Origin of the sequence: Microbacterium sp. (assembly GCF_052099035.1) — a bacterium.
Taxonomy (GTDB): domain Bacteria; phylum Actinomycetota; class Actinomycetes; order Actinomycetales; family Microbacteriaceae; genus Microbacterium.
In genome coordinates this window covers 1-18896 of the sequence record NZ_JBQDSX010000026.1, presented here as the reverse complement: position 1 = coordinate 18896, position 18896 = coordinate 1, and the positions used below count along the sequence as shown (strand labels likewise).

General features: G+C 69.0%; 17 protein-coding genes. 16 read left to right on the top strand and 1 reads right to left on the bottom strand.

Features of this window, described 5'->3' with window-relative positions; translation table 11 throughout:
* Entirely contained in the window at window positions 1-1128 is a 1128-nt protein-coding gene (locus ACTIAO_RS09820; RefSeq protein ID WP_441906109.1) for a DNA cytosine methyltransferase, read from the top strand.
* A 51-nt stretch (window positions 1129-1179) separates the two neighbouring features.
* Entirely contained in the window at window positions 1180-2082 is a 903-nt protein-coding gene (locus ACTIAO_RS09815; protein WP_441906108.1) for an alpha/beta fold hydrolase, read from the top strand.
* 26 nt (window positions 2083-2108) lie between these two features.
* Here ACTIAO_RS09815 and ACTIAO_RS09810 read toward each other — a convergent pair whose 3' ends face one another.
* Window positions 2109-3671, bottom strand: a complete 1563-nt coding sequence (locus ACTIAO_RS09810) for a helix-turn-helix domain-containing protein (RefSeq protein WP_441906107.1) — start codon at window positions 3669-3671, stop codon at window positions 2109-2111.
* 152 nt (window positions 3672-3823) lie between these two features.
* On the opposite strand from ACTIAO_RS09810, the gene ACTIAO_RS09805 reads away from it, so the two are divergent.
* The 14 genes from ACTIAO_RS09805 to ACTIAO_RS09740 form a co-directional block, all read left to right on the top strand.
* Window positions 3824-5689 carry an SIP domain-containing protein gene (locus tag ACTIAO_RS09805; protein WP_441906106.1) on the top strand — a complete coding sequence of 622 codons (1866 nt, stop codon included), beginning with the start codon at window positions 3824-3826 and terminating at the stop codon, window positions 5687-5689.
* Window positions 5686-6732 carry an ABC transporter substrate-binding protein gene (locus ACTIAO_RS09800; protein ID WP_441906105.1) on the top strand — a complete coding sequence of 349 codons (1047 nt, stop codon included), beginning with the start codon at window positions 5686-5688 and terminating at the stop codon, window positions 6730-6732. The genes ACTIAO_RS09805 and ACTIAO_RS09800 overlap by 4 nt, the downstream gene beginning before the upstream one ends.
* Before the next feature lie 63 nt (window positions 6733-6795).
* On the top strand, window positions 6796-7848 hold the full coding sequence (locus tag ACTIAO_RS09795) for an iron chelate uptake ABC transporter family permease subunit (protein ID WP_441906104.1): 1053 nt from the start codon (window positions 6796-6798) through the stop codon (window positions 7846-7848).
* The gene (locus ACTIAO_RS09790) at window positions 7845-8936 is read left to right on the top strand and encodes a FecCD family ABC transporter permease (RefSeq protein WP_441906103.1); all 1092 of its coding nucleotides are present in this window, start codon (window positions 7845-7847) and stop codon (window positions 8934-8936) included. Before ACTIAO_RS09795 ends, ACTIAO_RS09790 begins: the two co-directional genes overlap by 4 nt.
* Window positions 8937-8969: 33 nt before the next feature.
* Window positions 8970-9824 carry an ABC transporter ATP-binding protein gene (locus tag ACTIAO_RS09785; protein WP_441906127.1) on the top strand — a complete coding sequence of 285 codons (855 nt, stop codon included), beginning with the start codon at window positions 8970-8972 and terminating at the stop codon, window positions 9822-9824.
* Complete coding sequence (locus tag ACTIAO_RS09780) at window positions 9821-11560, top strand: ABC transporter transmembrane domain-containing protein (RefSeq protein WP_441906102.1); 1740 nt, start codon at window positions 9821-9823, stop codon at window positions 11558-11560. Before ACTIAO_RS09785 ends, ACTIAO_RS09780 begins: the two co-directional genes overlap by 4 nt.
* The gene (locus tag ACTIAO_RS09775) at window positions 11557-13320 is read left to right on the top strand and encodes an ABC transporter ATP-binding protein (protein ID WP_441906101.1); all 1764 of its coding nucleotides are present in this window, start codon (window positions 11557-11559) and stop codon (window positions 13318-13320) included. The genes ACTIAO_RS09780 and ACTIAO_RS09775 overlap by 4 nt, the downstream gene beginning before the upstream one ends.
* Window positions 13321-13402: 82 nt before the next feature.
* Window positions 13403-14371 carry a helix-turn-helix domain-containing protein gene (locus ACTIAO_RS09770; RefSeq protein WP_441906100.1) on the top strand — a complete coding sequence of 323 codons (969 nt, stop codon included), beginning with the start codon at window positions 13403-13405 and terminating at the stop codon, window positions 14369-14371.
* Window positions 14372-14617: 246 nt separating this feature from the next.
* Window positions 14618-15703, top strand: a complete 1086-nt coding sequence (locus tag ACTIAO_RS09765; RefSeq protein ID WP_441906099.1) for an ImmA/IrrE family metallo-endopeptidase — start codon at window positions 14618-14620, stop codon at window positions 15701-15703.
* Window positions 15703-16626, top strand: a complete 924-nt coding sequence (locus ACTIAO_RS09760; RefSeq protein ID WP_441906098.1) for a bifunctional DNA primase/polymerase — start codon at window positions 15703-15705, stop codon at window positions 16624-16626. The genes ACTIAO_RS09765 and ACTIAO_RS09760 overlap by 1 nt, the downstream gene beginning before the upstream one ends.
* Window positions 16626-17252, top strand: coding sequence for a DUF2637 domain-containing protein (locus ACTIAO_RS09755; RefSeq protein ID WP_441906097.1), 627 nt, complete (start codon window positions 16626-16628; stop codon window positions 17250-17252). The genes ACTIAO_RS09760 and ACTIAO_RS09755 overlap by 1 nt, the downstream gene beginning before the upstream one ends.
* The gene (locus tag ACTIAO_RS09750; protein WP_441906096.1) at window positions 17249-17701 is read left to right on the top strand and encodes a hypothetical protein; all 453 of its coding nucleotides are present in this window, start codon (window positions 17249-17251) and stop codon (window positions 17699-17701) included. The genes ACTIAO_RS09755 and ACTIAO_RS09750 overlap by 4 nt, the downstream gene beginning before the upstream one ends.
* A gap of 83 nt (window positions 17702-17784) precedes the next feature.
* Entirely contained in the window at window positions 17785-18654 is an 870-nt protein-coding gene (locus ACTIAO_RS09745; RefSeq protein ID WP_441906095.1) for a hypothetical protein, read from the top strand.
* A partial coding sequence (locus ACTIAO_RS09740; protein ID WP_441906094.1) for a ParB N-terminal domain-containing protein occupies window positions 18651-18896 on the top strand: 246 nt, incomplete at its 3' end. The genes ACTIAO_RS09745 and ACTIAO_RS09740, both read left to right, overlap by 4 nt.

Here is an 18896-nt window from a genome sequence, read left to right as displayed (position 1 = left end):
ATGCGCGAGCCGAACGACGCGAACAACGATCGCCGTCTGCGGGTCGGCTCGCTGTTCTCCGGCTACGGCGGCCTCGACCTCGCCGTCGAGGACGTCTTCGACGCTGACACCGTGTGGTTCTCCGAAATCAATGAGCCCGTCGCCCGCGTCTTCGCCCACCACTGGCCCGATGCCCCGAACCTGGGCGACATCACCACCATCGACTGGAGCACCCTCCCGCCGGTGGACATCCTGTGCGGTGGCTTCCCGTGCCAGGACGTGTCGACGGTCGGGAAGATGGCCGGCCTCGCGCCCGGCACGCGTTCGGGCCTGTGGGCGCACATGGCGACGGCCATCGAGCATCTGCAACCCGAGTGGGTGGTGATCGAGAACGTCCGCGGGCTGCTCTCGGCACCCGCGATCCGCCCGGCCCCGGAAGGAGACGACGATGAGCAACGCAACCCCGAAGGCGCAACCGGACCCGCAACCGGTGCCGGTGCCGGTGCAACCCCTGGCGAGGTGGAACCCGACCCGTGGCATCTGGGAGACCAGCCAGCTCGACCTCTCCGGGCGGCCGGCGCCGTACTCGGCGACTTGGTGGACCTCCGCTATGACGCGCAATGGATCGGTCTACCCGCTTCCCACATCGGCGCACCACATCCCCGGTTCCGGGTATTCATCCTCGCCCACCGCACTGTTCCGCACCCCACTCGCCTCCGACGCCGCCAGGGGTGGGGAGAGCTTGCAGAGGGTGAAGGCACGACGCGGCACGATCGCCCTGTCGCACCAGATCATCGACCTCGCCCTCCACGGCCCGAACGGATACCCGCGACCCGAGGAGCCGGAGAGCCTGTGGACGCTGATCGGGGAACTGTTCGACGCTGGGGACGCTACGCCCCTGCCATCACTCGCTGGGAACATCTCACCGGACGACCCGCCCCGGCGCCTGCTCTCCTGAACGACGCCACCGGGCCACGGCCGGCCCCGCCGTTCGTGGAATGGCTCATGGGCCTCGATCCCGGCTGGGTCACCGACCCTCGCCACGAGCTCACCGACGCCCAGCAGCTCACGGCCCTCGGCAACGGCGTCGTCCCCAGACAAGCCGCGCACGCCCTTCGCGCGATGCTGCGCGTGGCCGGGCAGGCGTAACGTCGATCCAGACGACCCCGGTGCACTGCCGGGCAGGACGAGACGAGCACGATGAGCACCGAGCACGCACGGGAGGCCGGGCACACGCAGGGCGCCCCGGTGCGGGTGCCGACCCGCGATGGGCGGAGCCTGTACGCGATGGTGCTTCCCGCCGCCGGGGACCGTGCCGGGGCGCCGGCCGTGGTGTTCGAGGCCGGGGCTGCGGCGACCCGTTCCACCTGGGCGCTCGTGCAGACGCGCGTCGCCGAGTTCGCCCGCGCGATCGTCTACGACCGCTCCGGCCTCGGCCTCTCAGGCCCCGACCCGGCCGGGCGCACCCTGGACCGGATGGCCGACGACCTGAACGACCTCCTCGACCACGTCGAGCCCGGCCCGTTCGTCCTCGTCGGGCACAGCGCCGGCGGACCCATCGTGCGCCTCGCCGCCTCCCGCCGCCCCGAGCGGGTGGCCGGACTTGTGCTGGTCGACCCGAGCGACGAGGCCGCCGACGTGCTGTTCTCCCATCTGTTCCGCGCCGCAGAGCTGCCCGCAACACGGCTCATGGCGTTGTCGGCGCGGCTCGGCCTGCTGCAACGCGGGTTCCGGTTCATGCTCGATGCGATGCCCGCCGACGTCGCCGATGACCTGCGCCGCGAGGCATTCCAGCCCTCGGTGTTCGCCACCCAGGCCCGGCAGGGGCGAACCTTCCTCGATGAGCTCCACGCGTGGCGGGAGATGCCGCCAGCCCTGGGCGACATCCCGGTCACCATCGTCTCCGGCGGGCTCGCCAAGGCCGGCGACGGGATGCCGCGCCGCGTCCGCACCGCCGCGATCGCCTCTCATTCCGAGCGTGCCGCGCAGTCCCCGCAGGGCCGACACGTTATTGCCGAGCGTTCCGGGCACTATGTCCCGATCACCGAGCCTGCACTGATCGCCGCCGAGGTCCGCCAGCTCGTCCAGCCGACCAACCAGTAGCCGGAGCCGGATCGGAGGCGTGCGTGTCAGGCTCCGCCACCGGGGCCGTTGGACCGCTCGGATGCCGTGGTCTGTCCGGTCGCCTGCCGTTGGTATTCGCGGGGCGGGATGCCGTGGGCGGAGGTGAACACTTTGGTGAACGCGGCGGGGCTCGCGTAGCCGAGCCTGCGGGCGATGACACCAGGCCGTTCGCCCTGGTGGAGCAGTTCTCGGGCGATGTTCATTCTGAGCTGCGCCCGCCAGTGCGGGAAGCTCGTGCCTGTCTGGCTGGTGAGCTCTCTCCCGAGCGCCGCCGGTGTCACACCGAGAGCCTTCGCCCAATCGGCGAGGGATCGGGAATCGGCGGGATCGCGGCGAAGCGCGGTCGCCAGGGCGCCCGCGGCGCCGGTCAGCGTCGTCTCGCCGGTGTCGTCTCGGATGAACTGCTCGTGAAACAGCTCGTCCGTGAGCGTGAGCGGGTTGTCGGGGCTTAGCAGGCCATATTCGGCGAACGTAGTGTGCAGCAGGTAGTTCTCCGCCTCGGGCGGGAACGAGAACACGCGCAAGTCGTCGACGCCGATGCGGATTCTGCCGTAGCGGTTGCCGAGGGGTCGCAGGATGGAGCCGGCGGCGAGGTCCACGCGGTGTGACACCCCGGCAGGAACCCAGATCGCCTCGCCGCGTCGTAGCTTCTGGTCGCGGGTGGCGATGCGGATGCTCGCCTCACCTCGGTAGACCCACAGAAGCACATGGCAGTCATTGACCCGCATCGGCCCGCTGTAAGCGGGGATCGGAGGAGGGCTCGCCTGCTCGTCTGCGACCAGGGCCGCCACGTTCCTGGCGAGCTCATCGGTCGGTGCCGCCTTCATCCGGAGGCGGTGTGCGTACTCGCGTGGGGCGATGCCGACGTGGCGGTGGAACGCGCGGGTGAAGCCGGCGGGAGTGGCGTAGCCGACGTGCCTTCTGGCCCACGCGACTCCGCGCCCCTCTGCCAGATGCGCGGCGGCGGCGGTCACCCGCGCGCGGGTGCGCCACTCTGAGAACACGATCCCGGTTTCGTTCGCGAACTGCCGCCGCAAGGTCTTCGCGCTCACGCTCTCACGGTCGGCGAAGTCGTCCGCGCTGAGCGGTGACCCCGGCGTGCGCAGCAGCGCCCGCGCGACGGCACGCGCCTCAGGGGAGCGCGGCATCGGCAGTCGGGGAGTGCGGACCTGTGAGTCAGCGTGGCGGGAGAGACCCGAGGCGAGTTCCAGCAGCGGGCCATCGGCGGCGAGCGCACCGTGGCTGTGCTTGTGGATCAGCCAATCCCCCCAGCCGTCGGGGATGTCCACCACCCGCACCTCCGACAGGGAGGGCGGTTTCGCAACCGAGTGCGACCAGACGGCGACGGTGACCGTGTCCGGCTCCAGTTGCAACGCGTGAACGATTCCCGCGGGCACCCAGATCGCCTGCCCCGCCGCCAGTCGAAGCGCGGTGCCGTCAATAGTTATCTCGATCATCCCGGTGCGGACCCAGAGCAGCTCCGCATGATGGTGAGCATGCGGGTCTATCCGCCCCGCAGGGATGTCGTGTTCCGTGTGTCCCGAGCGCGACTCAAGTGCAGACCCCACGCACATACCTCCCATCGAGTAAAAGAAGTCGTCCGACCAGGATAACAAAGCAAGGTTAGGCAAGGCTAATCTGAGTAATGCGGTGCTGCGCGTTCTGACGCGAGTGCGCTGCCCTCTCACCGTCATCGCCGTCGAACGGAACCTCTTTCGCCATGCCCAAGACCTCCCGCCCGCTTACAGTGCACCCGTTGACCCTGCGGGAGGTCGCGGTCGTTCGGGTGACGGACCTGACACCGGGGATGCGGCGGGTCACTCTGTCCGGCGAGCAGCTTGCTGCGTTCTCCTCGGCCAACGGGTTCGCGCAGCCGGAGTTTCGCAGCGACGGTTTCGATGACGACATCCGGTTGGTGTTCCGCTATCCCGGACAGGCAGAGCCGGTGTTGCCGGTGCAGAAGGAGAAGGGGGTAGACCTGCCGAGAGACCCCCGGCCGTTGTCGAAGGTCTACACGGTCAGCCGTTGGGACCCCGAGACGCGTGAACTGGACGTCGATTTCGTCAAGCACGGCATCGGTGTCGGCACGACCTGGGCGTACCGCGCCCAACCGGGTGACCGCATCCACTTCTACGGTCCCTCCGCCTCGCGTGCGCTCCCGGACGATGCGGACTGGCTGCTGGTCGCCGGGGACGACACCGCGATCCCGGCGATTGCTCGGCTGCTGGAGGAGTTGCCTGATGATGCGCGGGCGCGGGTATTTGTCGAGGTCGCCGAAGATGCTCACCGGCTGGAACTGCGGCCGTTGCCGGGTGTCGAGGTGACTTGGCTGGTGCGTGACGGCGCGGAGGCTGGCACGACCACCCACCTTCTGGACGCGGTACGCGCTGCCAACTGGTGGGATGGTCGCCCGTTCGCCTGGGTCGCCGGCGAGCACGCCGCCGTTCGTGATATCCGCCGCCATCTGGTCGAGGAGCGCGACGTGCCGAAGGCGGACATCGAGTTCACCGGCTACTGGCGTCGTGACAAGGTCATCGCCCTCCAAGACGACGATGCGGTGCCCGACCCGGAGAAGAACACGGCAGCCTTCGAGAAGCTTCACGACCTCACCGAACTTATCCCGCCGATCGCGATCCGCACCGCCGTCGAACTCGGCATCCCCGAGGCGATCTCCCGCGGCGTAGCCAGCGTGAGCGAGCTGGCCGCCAAAGCGGGTGCCAATGAGCGAGCGCTGGGCAAGCTCCTGCGATACCTCCACGCCCTGAACGTGCTGACCGAGACCCAACCGGACCACTATGCTCTGACCCCGGTTGGCGAGGGGCTGACGCTCGAGTTCATGATCGAGCACCTGCACCCGGCCGGGGTCGGCGGACGCGAACTCCTCGGCATCTTGGGCCTCACCGAGTCGATCCGCACCGGCAACGCCTCCTACGCCACGGTCACGGGACAGACCTTCGCCGAGGTGCGTGCGGAGCAGGACTATGAAGACCGCTACCTGGAGCGGCTAGCGAGGTTCCAGGCATCCCTGGCAGAACCCATCGCCAAATCCGACATCCTCACAGGCGTCGAACATCTGGTGATCCACTCCGGCGGCGCCGGAGCGCAGGCACGGGAGTTCCTGGCCGTTCACCCCGACCTGAGGATCACGATCTGCGCGCTCCCCGCCCAGGCCGATTGGCTGCGCCGCGACCTGCCAGACACCATTCCCGATGAAACCCAGCGGGCACGGGTGCAGGTGGTCGAACAATCCGTGTTCGAACCCACCCCCGCCGCGGATGCCGTTTTCATCGGCCGCGCGTTCAGGGTCCTGCCCGACGCTGACGCGTCCCATGCGCTGCGCCGGACGGCCGAAAACCTTGCCCCAAGTGGCCGGGTGTTGCTCGTCGAGCAAACCTATGACCTCGATGACCTGGACGAGCACGACGGCGAAGCAGACCTGATCGGCCTCACCGTCCACGGCTCCGGCCTCCGTACCGAAGCCGAACTCGACGCCGTCATCACCCGAGCCGGACTCGCCCGCACCACGACGCACACCGTCGGCTGGGGCACCACCGTCCACGAGCTGGTCCCCACCGATGCCCATTGACCACCCCACCCGAACCAGAGAAGAAAGCTAGAGGACACAGCATGACCATGCCCCCAACCCGCAGAAGGACCAGAGCGCTCGTCGCCACCATCCTCGGTGCGGCCCTCGCCCTCACCGGCTGCGCCAGTAACGCGCCTGGCGGCGACGCTGACGATTCATCAAACGGCGCCTCTACCAGCGCGTTTCCGGTCACCGTAGAGACGGCGTACGGCGACATCACGCTGGATGAGAAGCCCGAGCGCATCATTGCACTCAGCGTGGACTTCGTGGACGACCTCACAAGCCTCGGAGAAACGCCCGTCGCATTCTCCTCCGACGGATTTACCGCGAGGGGCGCAGACCCGGACATCTCACTGATTCCATGGATGGCCGACAAGGTCAGCATTGATCTTTGGGACCTCGACGCGTCTTCTGACAACCTCGAAGCGATCGCCGCGTACGCCCCCGACTTGGTGATCGCCTGGGGAAACAGTATCGACGAGAGCATCTACGAGAGGCTCTCAGAATTCGCAACGGTGTATGTTCCGGATCGAGCCGCCGGAACCGATTGGAAGGCGACGACGACCGAGATCGGCCTGCTCACAGGGAAGTCTGAGGAGGCGAAGGAGCAGATCGCCGCGGTCGAGCAGACGTACGCTGCCGCGCAAGAGCAGCTTCAGGGACTTCAGGGAAAGACGTACAACGTCGGAACGCTCATAGGTGGGGAGGTCGTCTTGAGTCCGTGGACGTTCCTCACCGACCTGGGTCTGGTCCCTGCGGACAACCATCCAACGGATGAGTACCCGCGCTTGTCCATGGAGAACGTCGACCAGCTCCAAGCTGATGTCCTGATGCTCGTGGCATTCGATGAGGAAACGACGAACACGTTCAAGTCGGACCCGAGAGTTGTGAGCCTCCCGGCGTCGAAGAACGGCACGCTCATATATCTTCCGATCGATTTCTACGGAGCCGCCGGGTACGCGGGTCCGGCAAACATGACGTGGATCGCGGATCAGCTCGTGAGTTTCCTGGAGGATTCTCCCCTCAACCAGCGCGGGCAGTGAATCGCCGCGATCAGCGAGCCATCCGTTCACATGTCCGAGAGCAAATGTGAGACCTGAGCGCCCATGACAACTCGCGCAGATGTGACTGAGAGAGCCGGAAGCGAACCTGGGTCCGCTTCCTCGCACAAGCGTCGACTGCTGGGAGCCCTGCTCTCTGCGACCGTGCTGGTCGTCATGCTCTTGCTAAGCATCGCGGTGGGCTCGAAGGACATTCCATTGAGCACTGTGGTCGAGTCGCTCCTTCGGCCGAGCGGGGAGGGAGATGCGTATGTCGTCTGGGACATGCGCATCCCCCGCACCGTCGTGGGGCTCGCAATCGGAGTCGCGCTAGGGGTGGCGGGGGCGCTTATCCAGGCGCTGACCCGCAACCCGCTGGCCGATCCCGGCATCCTCGGCGTCAACGCTGGCGCATCATTCTTCGTCGCCCTCGGTGTCGCAGTGTTCGGGGTTACCTCGGTGAGCGGGTACATGTGGTTCGCGTTCGCAGGTGCGCTTGTGGTCACTGTCGCCGTGTACGTGATCGGCTCGGCGGGGCGCGGTGGCGCGGACCCGGTGCAGCTCACCTTGGCCGGGGTAGCGCTCGGTGCAGTGCTCGGCGGGATCGTGACCGCGATGGTGCTGCTCGATCCGCAAGCGTTCGATCAGATGCGTAACTGGAACGCGGGCAGCCTCGTCGGCCGCGGCTGGAACATCCTGTTCCCGGTGTTGCCGTTTCTCATTATCGGTGTGCTGCTCGCCATCGTCGCAGTATCCTCGCTCAACGCGATCGCGCTCGGCGACGACCTGGCGCGGTCCCTCGGTGCGAACATCACGCGCACTCGCATCCTCGTGATCATCGCCGTCACCCTCCTGGCCGGCGGCGCCACCGCGATTGCCGGTCCGATCGGCTTCGTCGGGCTCATGGTCCCCCACATCGCCCGCTGGATCGTCGGCCCCGATCAACGCTGGATTCTCGCCTACACGATCCTCCTCGCCCCGTCTCTGCTGCTCGCCGCCGACATCGTCGGACGGGTCGTGATCCGGCCCGGTGAATTCCCGGTCGGCATCGTCACCGCGTTCGTCGGCGCACCGGTGCTGATCGTGCTGGTGCGACGGAAGAAGGCGAGCGGACTATGACAGGTGTCGATACGCGGGACACGCCCACTCCTCGCCCGCCGCGGGTGGATTTCGGTCATCGCACGATCGTGGTGCGCCGTGGGCCGGTTGCGGTGCGGTGGCGGACCCGGACCGCGATCGTATGCTCGATCCTCGCTGTCCTGACGATCGCGGTCACCGTGTGGGCTCTGATCCTCGGGGACTACCCGCTCACCCTCACCCAGGTGTGGCGGGCGTTGACCGGTGACCCAGAGGCGGGATTCGCCCGCACCGTGGTGGTGGAGTGGCGGGCTCCCCGTGCGGTCGCCGCCGTCGTGTTCGGCGCGGCGTTGGGCGCCTCGGGGGCGGTGTTCCAATCCCTCACCCGCAACCCGCTCGCTTCACCCGACATCATCGGATTCTCCACCGGCTCCTACACCGGCGCCCTGATTGTGATCATCCTCATCCACGGGTCGTACTTGCAGTTGGCGGGCGGCGCGATCCTGGGCGGCATCGCCACCGCGGCGCTGGTCTATGTGCTGGCATGGCGGCGCGGGGTTCAGGGGTTCCGGCTCATCATCGTCGGCATCGCCGTCTCGGCGGTGTTGGGGTCCTTCAACACCTGGCTGATGCTCACCGCAGACATCGAAACCGCGATGAGCGCGGCAGTGTGGGGGGCGGGCTCGCTCAACGGCACGAACTGGGAGCAGGTATCTTACGGCGGCGCGATCATCATCCTCCTGCTGGCCAGCATCGCTGCCCTCGCTCCCGGGTTACAGCAGCTCCAACTGGGTGACGACGCCGCCAAGGCCACCGGCACACGAGCCGAACCAGTGCGTTTGGGCATCATGGTCCTCGGCGTCGCACTTGTCGCGGTCGTGACCGCGGCGGCGGGACCGATCTCGTTCATTGCGCTCGCCGCCCCGCAGATCGCCCGCCGTATCGCCCGCACGCCGGGGGTGACTGTGGTTCCGGCGGCGTTCATGGGCGCGCTCGTGCTCGCCGCTGCGGACGTGATCGCTCAGCACCTGCTGCCCGTCTCCCTACCGGTCGGGGTGGTCACCGTGGTTGTCGGCGGGGCCTACTTGGTTTGGCTCATCATCCGCGAGGTGCGCCGCCGTGCCGTCTGACCTCAATCTCGTTGAAGGAACAACCCCGTGACCATGACCCCGACGTCCACCTCACCCGAGGCCAACCCTGCTCCGTTCACTCCCGCCGGGTCTGCTCGGTTGCATGTGGATGCTGCGACGATCGGTTACGACAAGCGTGTCATCAGCGAACATTTGTCGGTGTCGATCCCCGATAGGTCGTTCACGGTGATCGTCGGACCGAACGCGTGCGGCAAGTCCACGCTGTTGCGCGGGCTGTCCCGGCTGCTCAAGCCGTCGACCGGGAAGGTGATCCTGGACGGCGCGGACATCCAGACATATAAGACCAAGGAGGTGGCCCGCAAGGTCGGGCTGCTGCCACAGACCTCGATCGCCCCGGACGGGATTACCGTCGCCGACCTCGTAGCCCGCGGCCGGTATCCCTATCAGGGATTCATTCGGCAATGGACGGACGACGATGAACACGCCGTGTTGAGGGCGATGGACGCCGCGGCGGTCACCGAGTTGTCGGGCCGGCTGGTCGATGAGCTCTCGGGCGGGCAACGGCAGCGGGTATGGGTGGCGATGGCGCTGGCCCAGCACACCGACATCCTGCTGTTGGACGAACCCACGACGTTCCTGGACATCACGCACCAGATCGAACTGCTGGAACTGTTCACCGACCTGCACCACGCCGGCCACACTCTGGTCGCCGTGCTGCACGACCTCAACCATGCCGCGCGCTTCGGGACGCATCTGATCGCGATGAAGGACGGCGCCATCGTCGCGGAGGGCACCCCCGAGGAGATTGTGACTGTGGAGCTGGTGGAAGAAGTATTCGGGCTACGGTGCCTGGTCGTCCCAGACCCGGTGGCGGGCACCCCGCAGGTGGTGCCCCTCGGGCGGGACCGCCGCCCGGAGCGCACATGATCGCATCGCCCGGCGCCGATCCTGCGGAGTTGGGGCGCGGGTGGCTGTCCCGGTGGCTGCCGGTGTTCTGGCAGGCGCCGCCGGACCCGCCCACCGTCGTGCCGTTCGCGGTGACGGAGCGGATGAGCCCGGCCCGATTCCTGCTGGTGGTGATCTTCTCGGTGAAGCGGTTCACGGTGCCGGCGGCGGTGCTGGCGGTGCTGTGGCAGGTCGGCGAGGCGCTGGTGCCGGTGGTGATGGGGCTCGCGATCGATCGGGCGCTTGCCACAGGCGACACCAGGCAGCTCGTGCTGTGGCTAGTCGTGCTCGCAGCGGTGTTCGTGATGCTGTCGCTGGCGTTCCGTTTCGCCGCGCAGCTCACTGCGCGGGCGACCGAGGCAGTGCAGCATCGGTTGCGCGCCACGTTATCCCGTGCGGTGCTCCACCGCGACGGGGCGGCGGCACGGGCGCCGGATGGCGGAGTGGTGTCGCTGATGACCAACGACGTGACCCGGCTCGCTGCGGTAGGCCTGACGGTGTTCCCGGTCGGCGAGTTCGCCGGGATCGTGTTCATCGCCGTCTCGCTGCTAGTCATTCACTGGCCGCTGGGCGTGGCCGTGCTCGCCGGGGCTCCCGTTGTCGTGTGGGTAATGGGGTTGCTCAGCGGGCGGTTCTCGCGCGACAGCCGGGCGTATCAGACGCTGCTGGCGACAACGGTGGGACGGGCGACCGATCTGGTCGCCGGGTACCGGGTGGTCAAGGGCATCGGGGCCGAAGCGGAGGCGGCGCGCCGCTACCGGGACGCGAGCCGGCAGACTCTTGCCGGGGCGTACCGCAACGTGGGTCTGCTGGGCAGGTTCATCACCGTCAGCACCGCGATCAGCGGCGTTTTCGTGGCCGGCGTCGCTGCCTTGGCCGGATGGTTCGCCGTGACCGGGTATCTCAGTATCGGCGGGTTGATCGCTGCGGTCGGGCTTGCCCAGGCGCTGTTGATGCCGATGCGGATGCTCGCGATGAACGCGGTGCCCGCGTGGGCTAGCGCGATCGCGTCCAGCGGCCGAATCCTCGACACCCTCGACCCCGCCTCCCCGTCAGACCTGCCACGCACGGACGTACCCACCACAGCGACAGGCGTACCGATCGTGGAGCTGGCGATCGGCTCCGACGACGCGGTGCGGGTCAAGCCCGGCGAGCTGGTCGGGTTCGTCGCCGATGATCGCACCGCCGCTGGTCTCGCCGCCGCCCTGCTGGGTCCGCACGCGGACGGCGCGGTGCGGGTGAGCGTCGGCAGCATCCCCGGCCGGAGGATTCCCCACGGTGCCTACCGGCCGGTGGTAGTGGTGGCGCCTCATCACGCGACGTTGTTCAGTGGCACGATCGCCGACAACCTCGCACTCCCGGGCGCGCCGGCCCGGTTGCGCGAAGCGGCGTTGCGGGCAGCGGTGTGCGAGGACTTCATCGTCACGGCGGGCGGTGTCGATGCCGAGGTCGGGGAGGGGGGAGGCCGGTTCTCCGGTGGGCAGCGGCAACGCCTCGCGCTAGCGCGCGCCCTCGCAACGGATGCACCGGTGCTGGTGCTGCACGATCCCACAACGGCCGTGGACTCGGTCACCGAGCAGACCATCGCCGCCCGGCTGCACGATATGCGCCACGGCCGCTCCACGATCCTGATCACCTCCTCCCCGGCCCTGCTGAGCGTCTGCGACCGGATTGTCGACCTGCGCGACCGCGGCGAAGCGAGAGAAGACGCATCGTGATCGACACCACAAGTGCTCTCGGCGCCGGCCTGCCGGTCGCCGATGGGAGGCAGACCGGGAGGATGGTGTGGCGGATGAGCCGCGGGCATCGCCTCAAACTTGGAGCCGCCGCGCTGTTCGGCATCCTCAGCGCTACGGCGGGGCTGGTCGCTCCCGTAGCCATCGGGTATCTCGTGGACGGGGTGCAGGACGGCACAGCCGACGCCGGGACCGTCGTCTGGGTTCTCGCCGTGATGGTCGCGGCCGCCCTCGCCGGGGCGGCCGGGGCGGCGGTGACCATCGTGCTTACCGCGCGCAGCTACCATGCGATGCTCGCCGAGCTGCGCGAACGACTTGTGGAGCAGGCGATGAGTCTGCCGCAGGGCGTCGTGGAGCACGCGGGCACCGGTGATCTGGTGTCGCGTTCCAGCGATGACGTGGCGCAGGTTGCCGACGCCGCACCCCAGCTCATCCCTGCCTTCACCACGGTCGCGTTCACCATCCTGGTTACCTTCGCGGGGATGGCCACCTTGGACCCGTGGTACGCGTTGGCGTTGGCGATCGTGCTGCCCGTGTACGTGGTCACTGTGCGCTGGTACTTGCGCACCGGACCGCGGGTGTACCGTGCCGAGCGTGCCGCGATGAGCGGGCGGGCGCAGCAGCTCCTGGAATCCCAGCGCGGCTACGCCACCATCGTCGGCTTCGGTCTCACCGAGCACCGCCACCACCGGGTGCTGGACGCGTCGTGGAAGGTCGTCGTGCACTCGTTGCGGGCGCGGACGGTGCAGAACATGTTCTTCGGCCGGCTCAATCTGGCCGAATACCTCGGCATGGCCGCGATCCTGCTCGTGGGGTTCTGGCTCATCGACGCGGGACTCTCCACGGTGGGGGCTGCGACGGCTGCGATGCTGCTGTTCCTGCGCCTGTTCGGACCGATCAATCAGCTCCTGATCACCGTCGACATCCTCCAATCCGTGCTCGCCTCCCTGGCACGCATGGTCGGCGTCATCACCATCCCTACCCCCGTTCATGCTTCGGCGCCGGACGCCTCGCCGCACAACTTTCCCGCAGCCGTCCGGGTTGAGAGTGTCACCCACCGGTACGACGCAGGTGCTCCACCGGCGCTGGACGACGTGACCCTCACCATCGACCTCGGCCAGCGAGTCGCTGTCGTCGGTTCGTCCGGGGCAGGTAAGAGCACTCTCGCCGCGGTGATCGCCGGCATCCACCACGCCCAGGAGGGAACGGTCGCCCGGCCTCAGCGCACCGCCGTCATCACCCAAGAAGTACATACCTTCGCCGGGACGCTGCGCGAGAACCTCACCCTCGCCGCACCCGACGCCGGCGATGAGGACGTGCGGGCGGCGCTGGAGGCCACCGGGGCATCGGGCTTGCTGGACCTGCTGCCCGAGGGGCTGAACACCGCGCTGGGAACGGGCGGTCAGGAGTTGACCGCCGCCCAGGCCCAGCAGGTCGCACTTGCTCGGCTCGTGCTGGCCGATCCCGAGCTGGCGATCCTTGATGAGGCCACCGCCGAAGCCGGCTCCAGCCATGCCGGCATCCTCGACCGGGCCGCGGATGCCGCGCTGACCGGCCGGACCGGGCTCGTCATCGCCCACCGGCTCTCGCAAGCCGCCGTCTGCGACCAGATCGTCGTGATGGACCACGGCCGGATCACGGAGACCGGGACCCATGCCGAGCTCATGACGGCGGGCGGGAGATACGCACAGTTCTGGAAGACATGGGAGCAGGGACGCGGCAGGGCGGACGGAACGGAATGATCCGCCGACAGCGACCCGGAGAAGCGACGATGCGCTCCGGGGGTGGAAGGATCGCCTGCCCGGTGTCAAGAACGGCCAACCGGTGACAGTCGGTGACTATCACGGGCCGCTGCGGGATCTGGCGCCGTTGCTGGGGCCGCTGGCGGTGATCGAAGCGATACGCACCCGCCCCGTGGTGCCGGTGGCGTTCGCGCACGCGAAGATCGTGCACGTCGTGGCCGGCCGCTCCCGAATCCGTACCCCGGCCGGTGAGCGGACGCTGACTGCCGGGGACGTGATGGTGCTCGGTCGCGGGGTGTGGTGCGAGGCGGTGCCGTCACCAGAAGTGCGGACGTGGACGATCTATCTGGATCAGGAGTTCATGGTGCGGCACATGCTGTGGGCGCTGCCAGCGGAACCGGAGCGAGTGCTGCCGGGGCTTCACCCCGCCGAGTGGGACGGGCATGCCCTGTTCTTCCGCCCCGGCGGTGAGATGCTGGCGCGGCTGGAACCGCTCTGGCGGCGCATGAGCGTCCTGCCGCACCGAGGCGGCCCTGATGCGGCCGCGGGGCTCATGGCCCTGTTCGCGCGGGCGGTCGAGCTGACCATCCCGGCTCTGCTCACCGACCCATGCGCGCCGATCCCGATTACCTCGCGGGTGGTGAGCCGTCTTTCAGATGCGCCCGTGGTGCCGGAAGCGGAGCGCGCAGCGGCGCTGCTGCGCGAGGACTTGTCGCGGGCGTGGACTGTGGGCGAGCTGGCGCAGGCGGTGGCGCTGTCGAAGTCGCAGCTCACCCGTCGCTTCTCCGAGGGGTACGGCATCCCTCCGATGCGGTGGCTGATCGAGGCGCGCACCACGGAGTTTGCTCGGCTGATCGAGGAGGCCGCCCTGCCGGTAGATGCCGCCGCTCGCCAGGTCGGGTGGGCAGACCGGCGGGTGGCCGCCGCTTGGTTCCGGCGACGATTCGGAGTGTCCCCGACCCGGTTCCGCCGCCAACCCGCCCCCGCCTGCGCCGGGGAAGCACCCTGCGTGCTGTGCCTGAACGGACAATGCGTGCGCGCTATCTCGTGACGACCGCGCGGCGTCGATCGACGCATATACGGCGTCCCGAAGGTCGTACCTGTCCCGATCGCTGGCTCTGGCGGGTTCTCGGCTGCTAGGCCGGTACGGACACGTCGGGTTCATGGTCGAGCCTGACGGTCGCACCCTCGTTTCCGTCGTCCGTCGTCCGTCGCTTCTCGTCCGATCCTCCCGGCGCACCTCATGGTCGCAAGGGCTACCCGTCATGTGCGGGCGGCTCGCCGAGAGGAGGCCAGCATGGCGACGGGCGAGGAGGCACGAGCCGCGCGGGATGCGCAGCTCGATGCCTTGCATGAGCGGCTGACGGGCGCGGTTGAGGCGCTGGTCTCCGGGGACGACTGGAAGCGTGCGCTCGAGTTCGCTGCCCGTTTTCGCGCCAAGTCGTTCAACAACACGTTGCTGATCTGGGCGCAACACCTCGACGCCTATGAGGCGGGCCGGACGAGCGCGCCGGAACCGACCTTCGTGGCTGGCTACAAGCAGTGGAAGGCGTTGGGGCGCTCACCGTTGGCTGGCGGCTCCATGCAGATTTTCGCGCCCCTGATGGCTCGCTTCGCGTCTTCGACGCCGCAGAACCCCGGGTCGTGGCGTCGGCTGGACAAGTACGAGAAGCCGAAAGCCGGCGAGGCGGTCCGCTCGAAGATGGTCCGCTCGATCCCGGTACGAGTGTGGGACATCTCGATGACGGCGGGACCGCCGATCCCCGAGCGCCCGTCCCCGGTGCTGCTGGAAGGCGAAGCGCCCGAAGGCCTCTGGGATGGGCTGGCGGCGCTGGTGGAGGCGGAGGGGTTCGCGGCGCTGCGGGTCGAGCACGGGGGCATGATCCACGGCGCGAACGGGCTGACCGACTACACCAACCGGACGGTCGCGGTGCGGACCAACATGGACGACGCCGCGCAGGTGAAGACGCTCGCCCACGAGCTCGCGCATGTGAAGCTGCACGGCCCCGACAACCCCGAAGCGACGGGGCACCGCGGGGTCGGTGAGGTGGAGGCGGAGTCGGTGGCGTTGATGATCGGCGCCGCGCATGGCATGGATACCGCCGCCTACACGATCCCTTACGTCTCCGGCTGGGCCGGCACCGTCACGGACAAGGACCCGGCCGAGGTGGTGCAGGCCACCGGCGAGCGCGTCCGCAAGACCGCCAGAGCGATCCTTGACGCCCTCCCCACCGCGCAGATCGGCGACGGCGACCCGCCCGGCCTCACCCGCGACCCCGCGCGTGCCGAACGTACCCCAAGAGCAGAACGCACCACGGCAACGCCAGCAGTGGATCCGCCTCGGTCGTCTCGCACGGCGGAGGCCGCGGTGAGGAGCCTGTGATGAAGGCCGCTGAACTGTTCGCCCAGGTCGCCGACCTCCCGCCGGCTGCGGCCGCCGCACGCTTCGCACAAGCCGGGATGCCGGTGTTCCCGTGCGTGCCGGGCGAGAAGCGGCCGCTCACGCGCCGTGGCTTCCACGACGCGAGCAGCGACCCGGCACAGATCCGGGCGTGGTGGCGGCGGTGGCCGGCCGCGAACATCGGCGTGCCGACCGGCCGAGCGTCCGGGCTTCTAGTGGTCGATGTCGATGTGCACGGCCCCGTCGATGGGCGGGCCAGCTTCGACCGCGCTACCGCGGCGGGGTTGACCGGTGGGTGGGAGCTGTTGGTGCGCACGCCCACGGGCGGGATGCATGCCTACTATCCGGCGACGCCGGGGACCGAGCAGCGGTCGTGGCAGGCGGGACGGGCCGGGGTCGATTTCCGTGGTGACGGCGGCTACATCATCGTCCCGCCCTCAGCCCGGACGATCGAGGGCACCATGGCCCTCTACCGAGTCGAGGAGGTCAGTACCGGTCCCGCGAGAACCCTGGATGCCGGGCGGTTGCGGGACTTCCTCGACCCCCGCCCCGAGCCCCGTCCTCGCCCCGACACCTGGCAGCCGGTGGGGCGGGAGGATGCCGAGCGGTTGGCGCGCTGGCTGGACAGGCAGGACACCGACCGCAACCTCAAACTTTTCTGGGCGTCCTGCCGTCTCGCGGAGGGCGGCGTCCCGATGGCTGATGCTCTCGATGCGGTACTGGCGGCGGCGAAGTCGGACTTCGGGCCGCGAGAGATTGCCGCGACCGTCCGCTCCGCCTACCGCACCGTCCGCCCCGAGCCTGCCCGCCGCGAGGCGCCGCCGGTGCGGGGTGAGTCGTCTGAGTCGAGGTGGTTCGGCCGTCACTCCACCACTGGCTCGTCACCGAGGGGGCGGGGGCTGTGATGACCCCGGCGACGAGAACGCGCGGTGGCCGGGTCGCGGTGGCAACCGCGGTGGCCGGGACCGTGTTCATCGCCGCGGGCGCGTTCTGGCTCTCGTTCACAGCGCTGGCCGATCTTGCCCGCCGCTCGGGGGTGGACGCGGGGCAGGCGTGGGCGTGGCCGCTGATCGTGGATGGCATCATCGTGGTCTCCACCGTCGCCGTCGTCGCTTTGGCCGGGCAACGCTCGGCCTGGTATCCGTGGGCGCTGCTGGCCGCTGGTGCGGTGGTGTCGGTGACCGCGAACGCGATCCACGCCGTCGTCGCTGCGGACGCGGACGTACCGAGCGTGCTGGCGGCGTCGGTGGCGGCGGTGCCGCCGCTGGTGCTGCTGGCGATCACCCACCTCACCGTCATACTCACCCGCCCCCTCCCCGCACCCGAGCCGTCACGCGAGTCAGGCGAGGAGACAGCGACGGGCGCTCCGCCACTGATCCCGGCGGGCCGTGAGGAGGCGGTGCTGCTGCGGGAGGAGGAGGGCTGGTCGAACAAGCAGATCGCCCGCCACCTCGGTGTGCACCCGTCCACGGTCGGACGGTGGTTCGCCCGCCCCGCCCTGACCGATCCCGATACGGAGGAGACACCGTGAATGACGACGAACAGCGCACCGCCCAGCTCCGGAAGCACCCCGCACGACGTCGGGAGGATTCCGAACTGCCGGACGAGGCACACGGTGCCGGGGAGGGGGAAGTGTCCGAGCTGGCCCGCCACGGCGACCCCTCCGCGACCAACAAGAAGACGGCTGATGCGGCGGAGACGGAAAAGCGTCGGCCGGGGGTGGAGTGGGTGCGGCCGTCCGATCTGCTGGCCTCGCGGATGGGCAGGGTCGCCGGGCAAGGCATCGACTTCCAAGCCGAACTTGCCCGCCGCGCCCGCCGGGCACCCGCTCAGGCATACCGGGGCACTCGCGGGGTCGCGCGTTCGGGTGTGCGGGTTGTGAGCGAGCGGGCGCGGAAGCTGCCGCCGGTGACCGCGTTCGGCCGCGGAGGCAGGGAACGGCACTCGTGGGTGTCGCGGTCCGGGATCGGGCTGGGGTGACGTAGGCCATGCGCGTCCCTCCTGTACCTGCGAGCGCCGCGGCTGGGGGATGCGTGCGCACCTGCTGTTCAGGAGGTGCCGGAATGACACAGGCAAGCACCCGCAACGTGGCGCGGGATCGTTTCGAGGACTCGGAGGCGCTGCGCGCCCTCCTCAACAGACTCCATGAGGCCGGTAAGGGTGCGTGGCGGAACGACCCGGAGGCTGCCGCGCTGATGCGGCACGCCGCCGACAAGTACGCCGCCCTGGCCCGCAAGCACGGCCTGGACCCGTGGGAGGCCGCCAGCGCAGCGTTCGAGGCGATGCGGGGAGCCGCCACTCGCCGTGCGGATGATCCGTGGGCGGTGGTGACTCGTGCGGTGCAGGTGACCTGCATCGGTGAGGAGCGAGGCAACGGCCTGCTGTGCTCCGTGCACCAGGCGCGCCGGCCAAGGTATTCGGTGTTCCATGACGCGGAGCGTTTCAGCGACCGGGAGAACCCGCTGCCCGACTATCACCCCGCGTTTCACGTCGACCCTTTCGCCGATGACGACCCCGACGACGGCGGCGAGGACGAGGATTTGCTGCTGGAGCGGACGATGAACGTGGGTTCGACGGTGGAGGACACGATCGCGTTCCTCAGCCGCGTCGGTTGGGCGCCGGAGACCGCGCGGGCTGGGGTGGAGTACATCACCGGGCGGCTTGCCGAGTCCGTGTCGCGGGCGTCGGCTTTCGAGGTCCTGCGCCGCGACCGGCAAGCCCGCGCCCTCCTGGACCTGCCCGGCACCTCTTGGACGGCCCTGTTGCGGGTCGTGCTCGGCAATCCCGACCCCGCCCTCGCGCATACCAACGCCGGTCGCGGGATGTTGGTGCGGCTGCTGATCGGGGAGCCGTTGCGGGCGCTGTGGCGTGACGACGACCTCGTGCTGACCGCGGGCCTTGCCGCTCCCGATAACGGGAGCGAGGAGCCATGAGCTCCCCGCAGGATGGGCACATCGAGTTGGAGCGGGCGGTGGACTCCATCGGCGTCGGACGTCGGCATCGGCAGGACTATGGCGACCTGGCACCGATGGTCGAGTCGATCCGCCGCAACGGCCTGTTGCAACCGATCACGATCACCCTGGATGGGAACCTCATCTGCGGAGCGAGACGGTTGGCGGCGATCAAGCTGCTCGGGTGGAAGACCGTCAAAGTGTGGGTGCGGTCCGGGGTGTCG

Excerpts from the sequence above, each read along its gene's own strand:
- ACTIAO_RS09790 (WP_441906103.1), top strand. The coding sequence starts at position 7,845 with ATGACAGGTGTCGATACGCGGGACACGCCCACTCCTCGCCCGCCGCGG.
- ACTIAO_RS09815 (WP_441906108.1), top strand. The coding sequence starts at position 1,180 with ATGAGCACCGAGCACGCACGGGAGGCCGGGCACACGCAGGGCGCCCCG.
- ACTIAO_RS09765 (WP_441906099.1), top strand. The coding sequence starts at position 14,618 with ATGGCGACGGGCGAGGAGGCACGAGCCGCGCGGGATGCGCAGCTCGAT.
- ACTIAO_RS09805 (WP_441906106.1), top strand. The coding sequence starts at position 3,824 with ATGCCCAAGACCTCCCGCCCGCTTACAGTGCACCCGTTGACCCTGCGG.
- ACTIAO_RS09820 (WP_441906109.1), top strand. The coding sequence starts at position 1 with ATGCGCGAGCCGAACGACGCGAACAACGATCGCCGTCTGCGGGTCGGC.
- ACTIAO_RS09780 (WP_441906102.1), top strand. The coding sequence starts at position 9,821 with ATGATCGCATCGCCCGGCGCCGATCCTGCGGAGTTGGGGCGCGGGTGG.
- ACTIAO_RS09795 (WP_441906104.1), top strand. The coding sequence starts at position 6,796 with ATGACAACTCGCGCAGATGTGACTGAGAGAGCCGGAAGCGAACCTGGG.
- ACTIAO_RS09760 (WP_441906098.1), top strand. The coding sequence starts at position 15,703 with ATGAAGGCCGCTGAACTGTTCGCCCAGGTCGCCGACCTCCCGCCGGCT.
- ACTIAO_RS09785 (WP_441906127.1), top strand. The coding sequence starts at position 8,970 with ATGACCCCGACGTCCACCTCACCCGAGGCCAACCCTGCTCCGTTCACT.
- ACTIAO_RS09745 (WP_441906095.1), top strand. The coding sequence starts at position 17,785 with ATGACACAGGCAAGCACCCGCAACGTGGCGCGGGATCGTTTCGAGGAC.
- ACTIAO_RS09755 (WP_441906097.1), top strand. The coding sequence starts at position 16,626 with ATGACCCCGGCGACGAGAACGCGCGGTGGCCGGGTCGCGGTGGCAACC.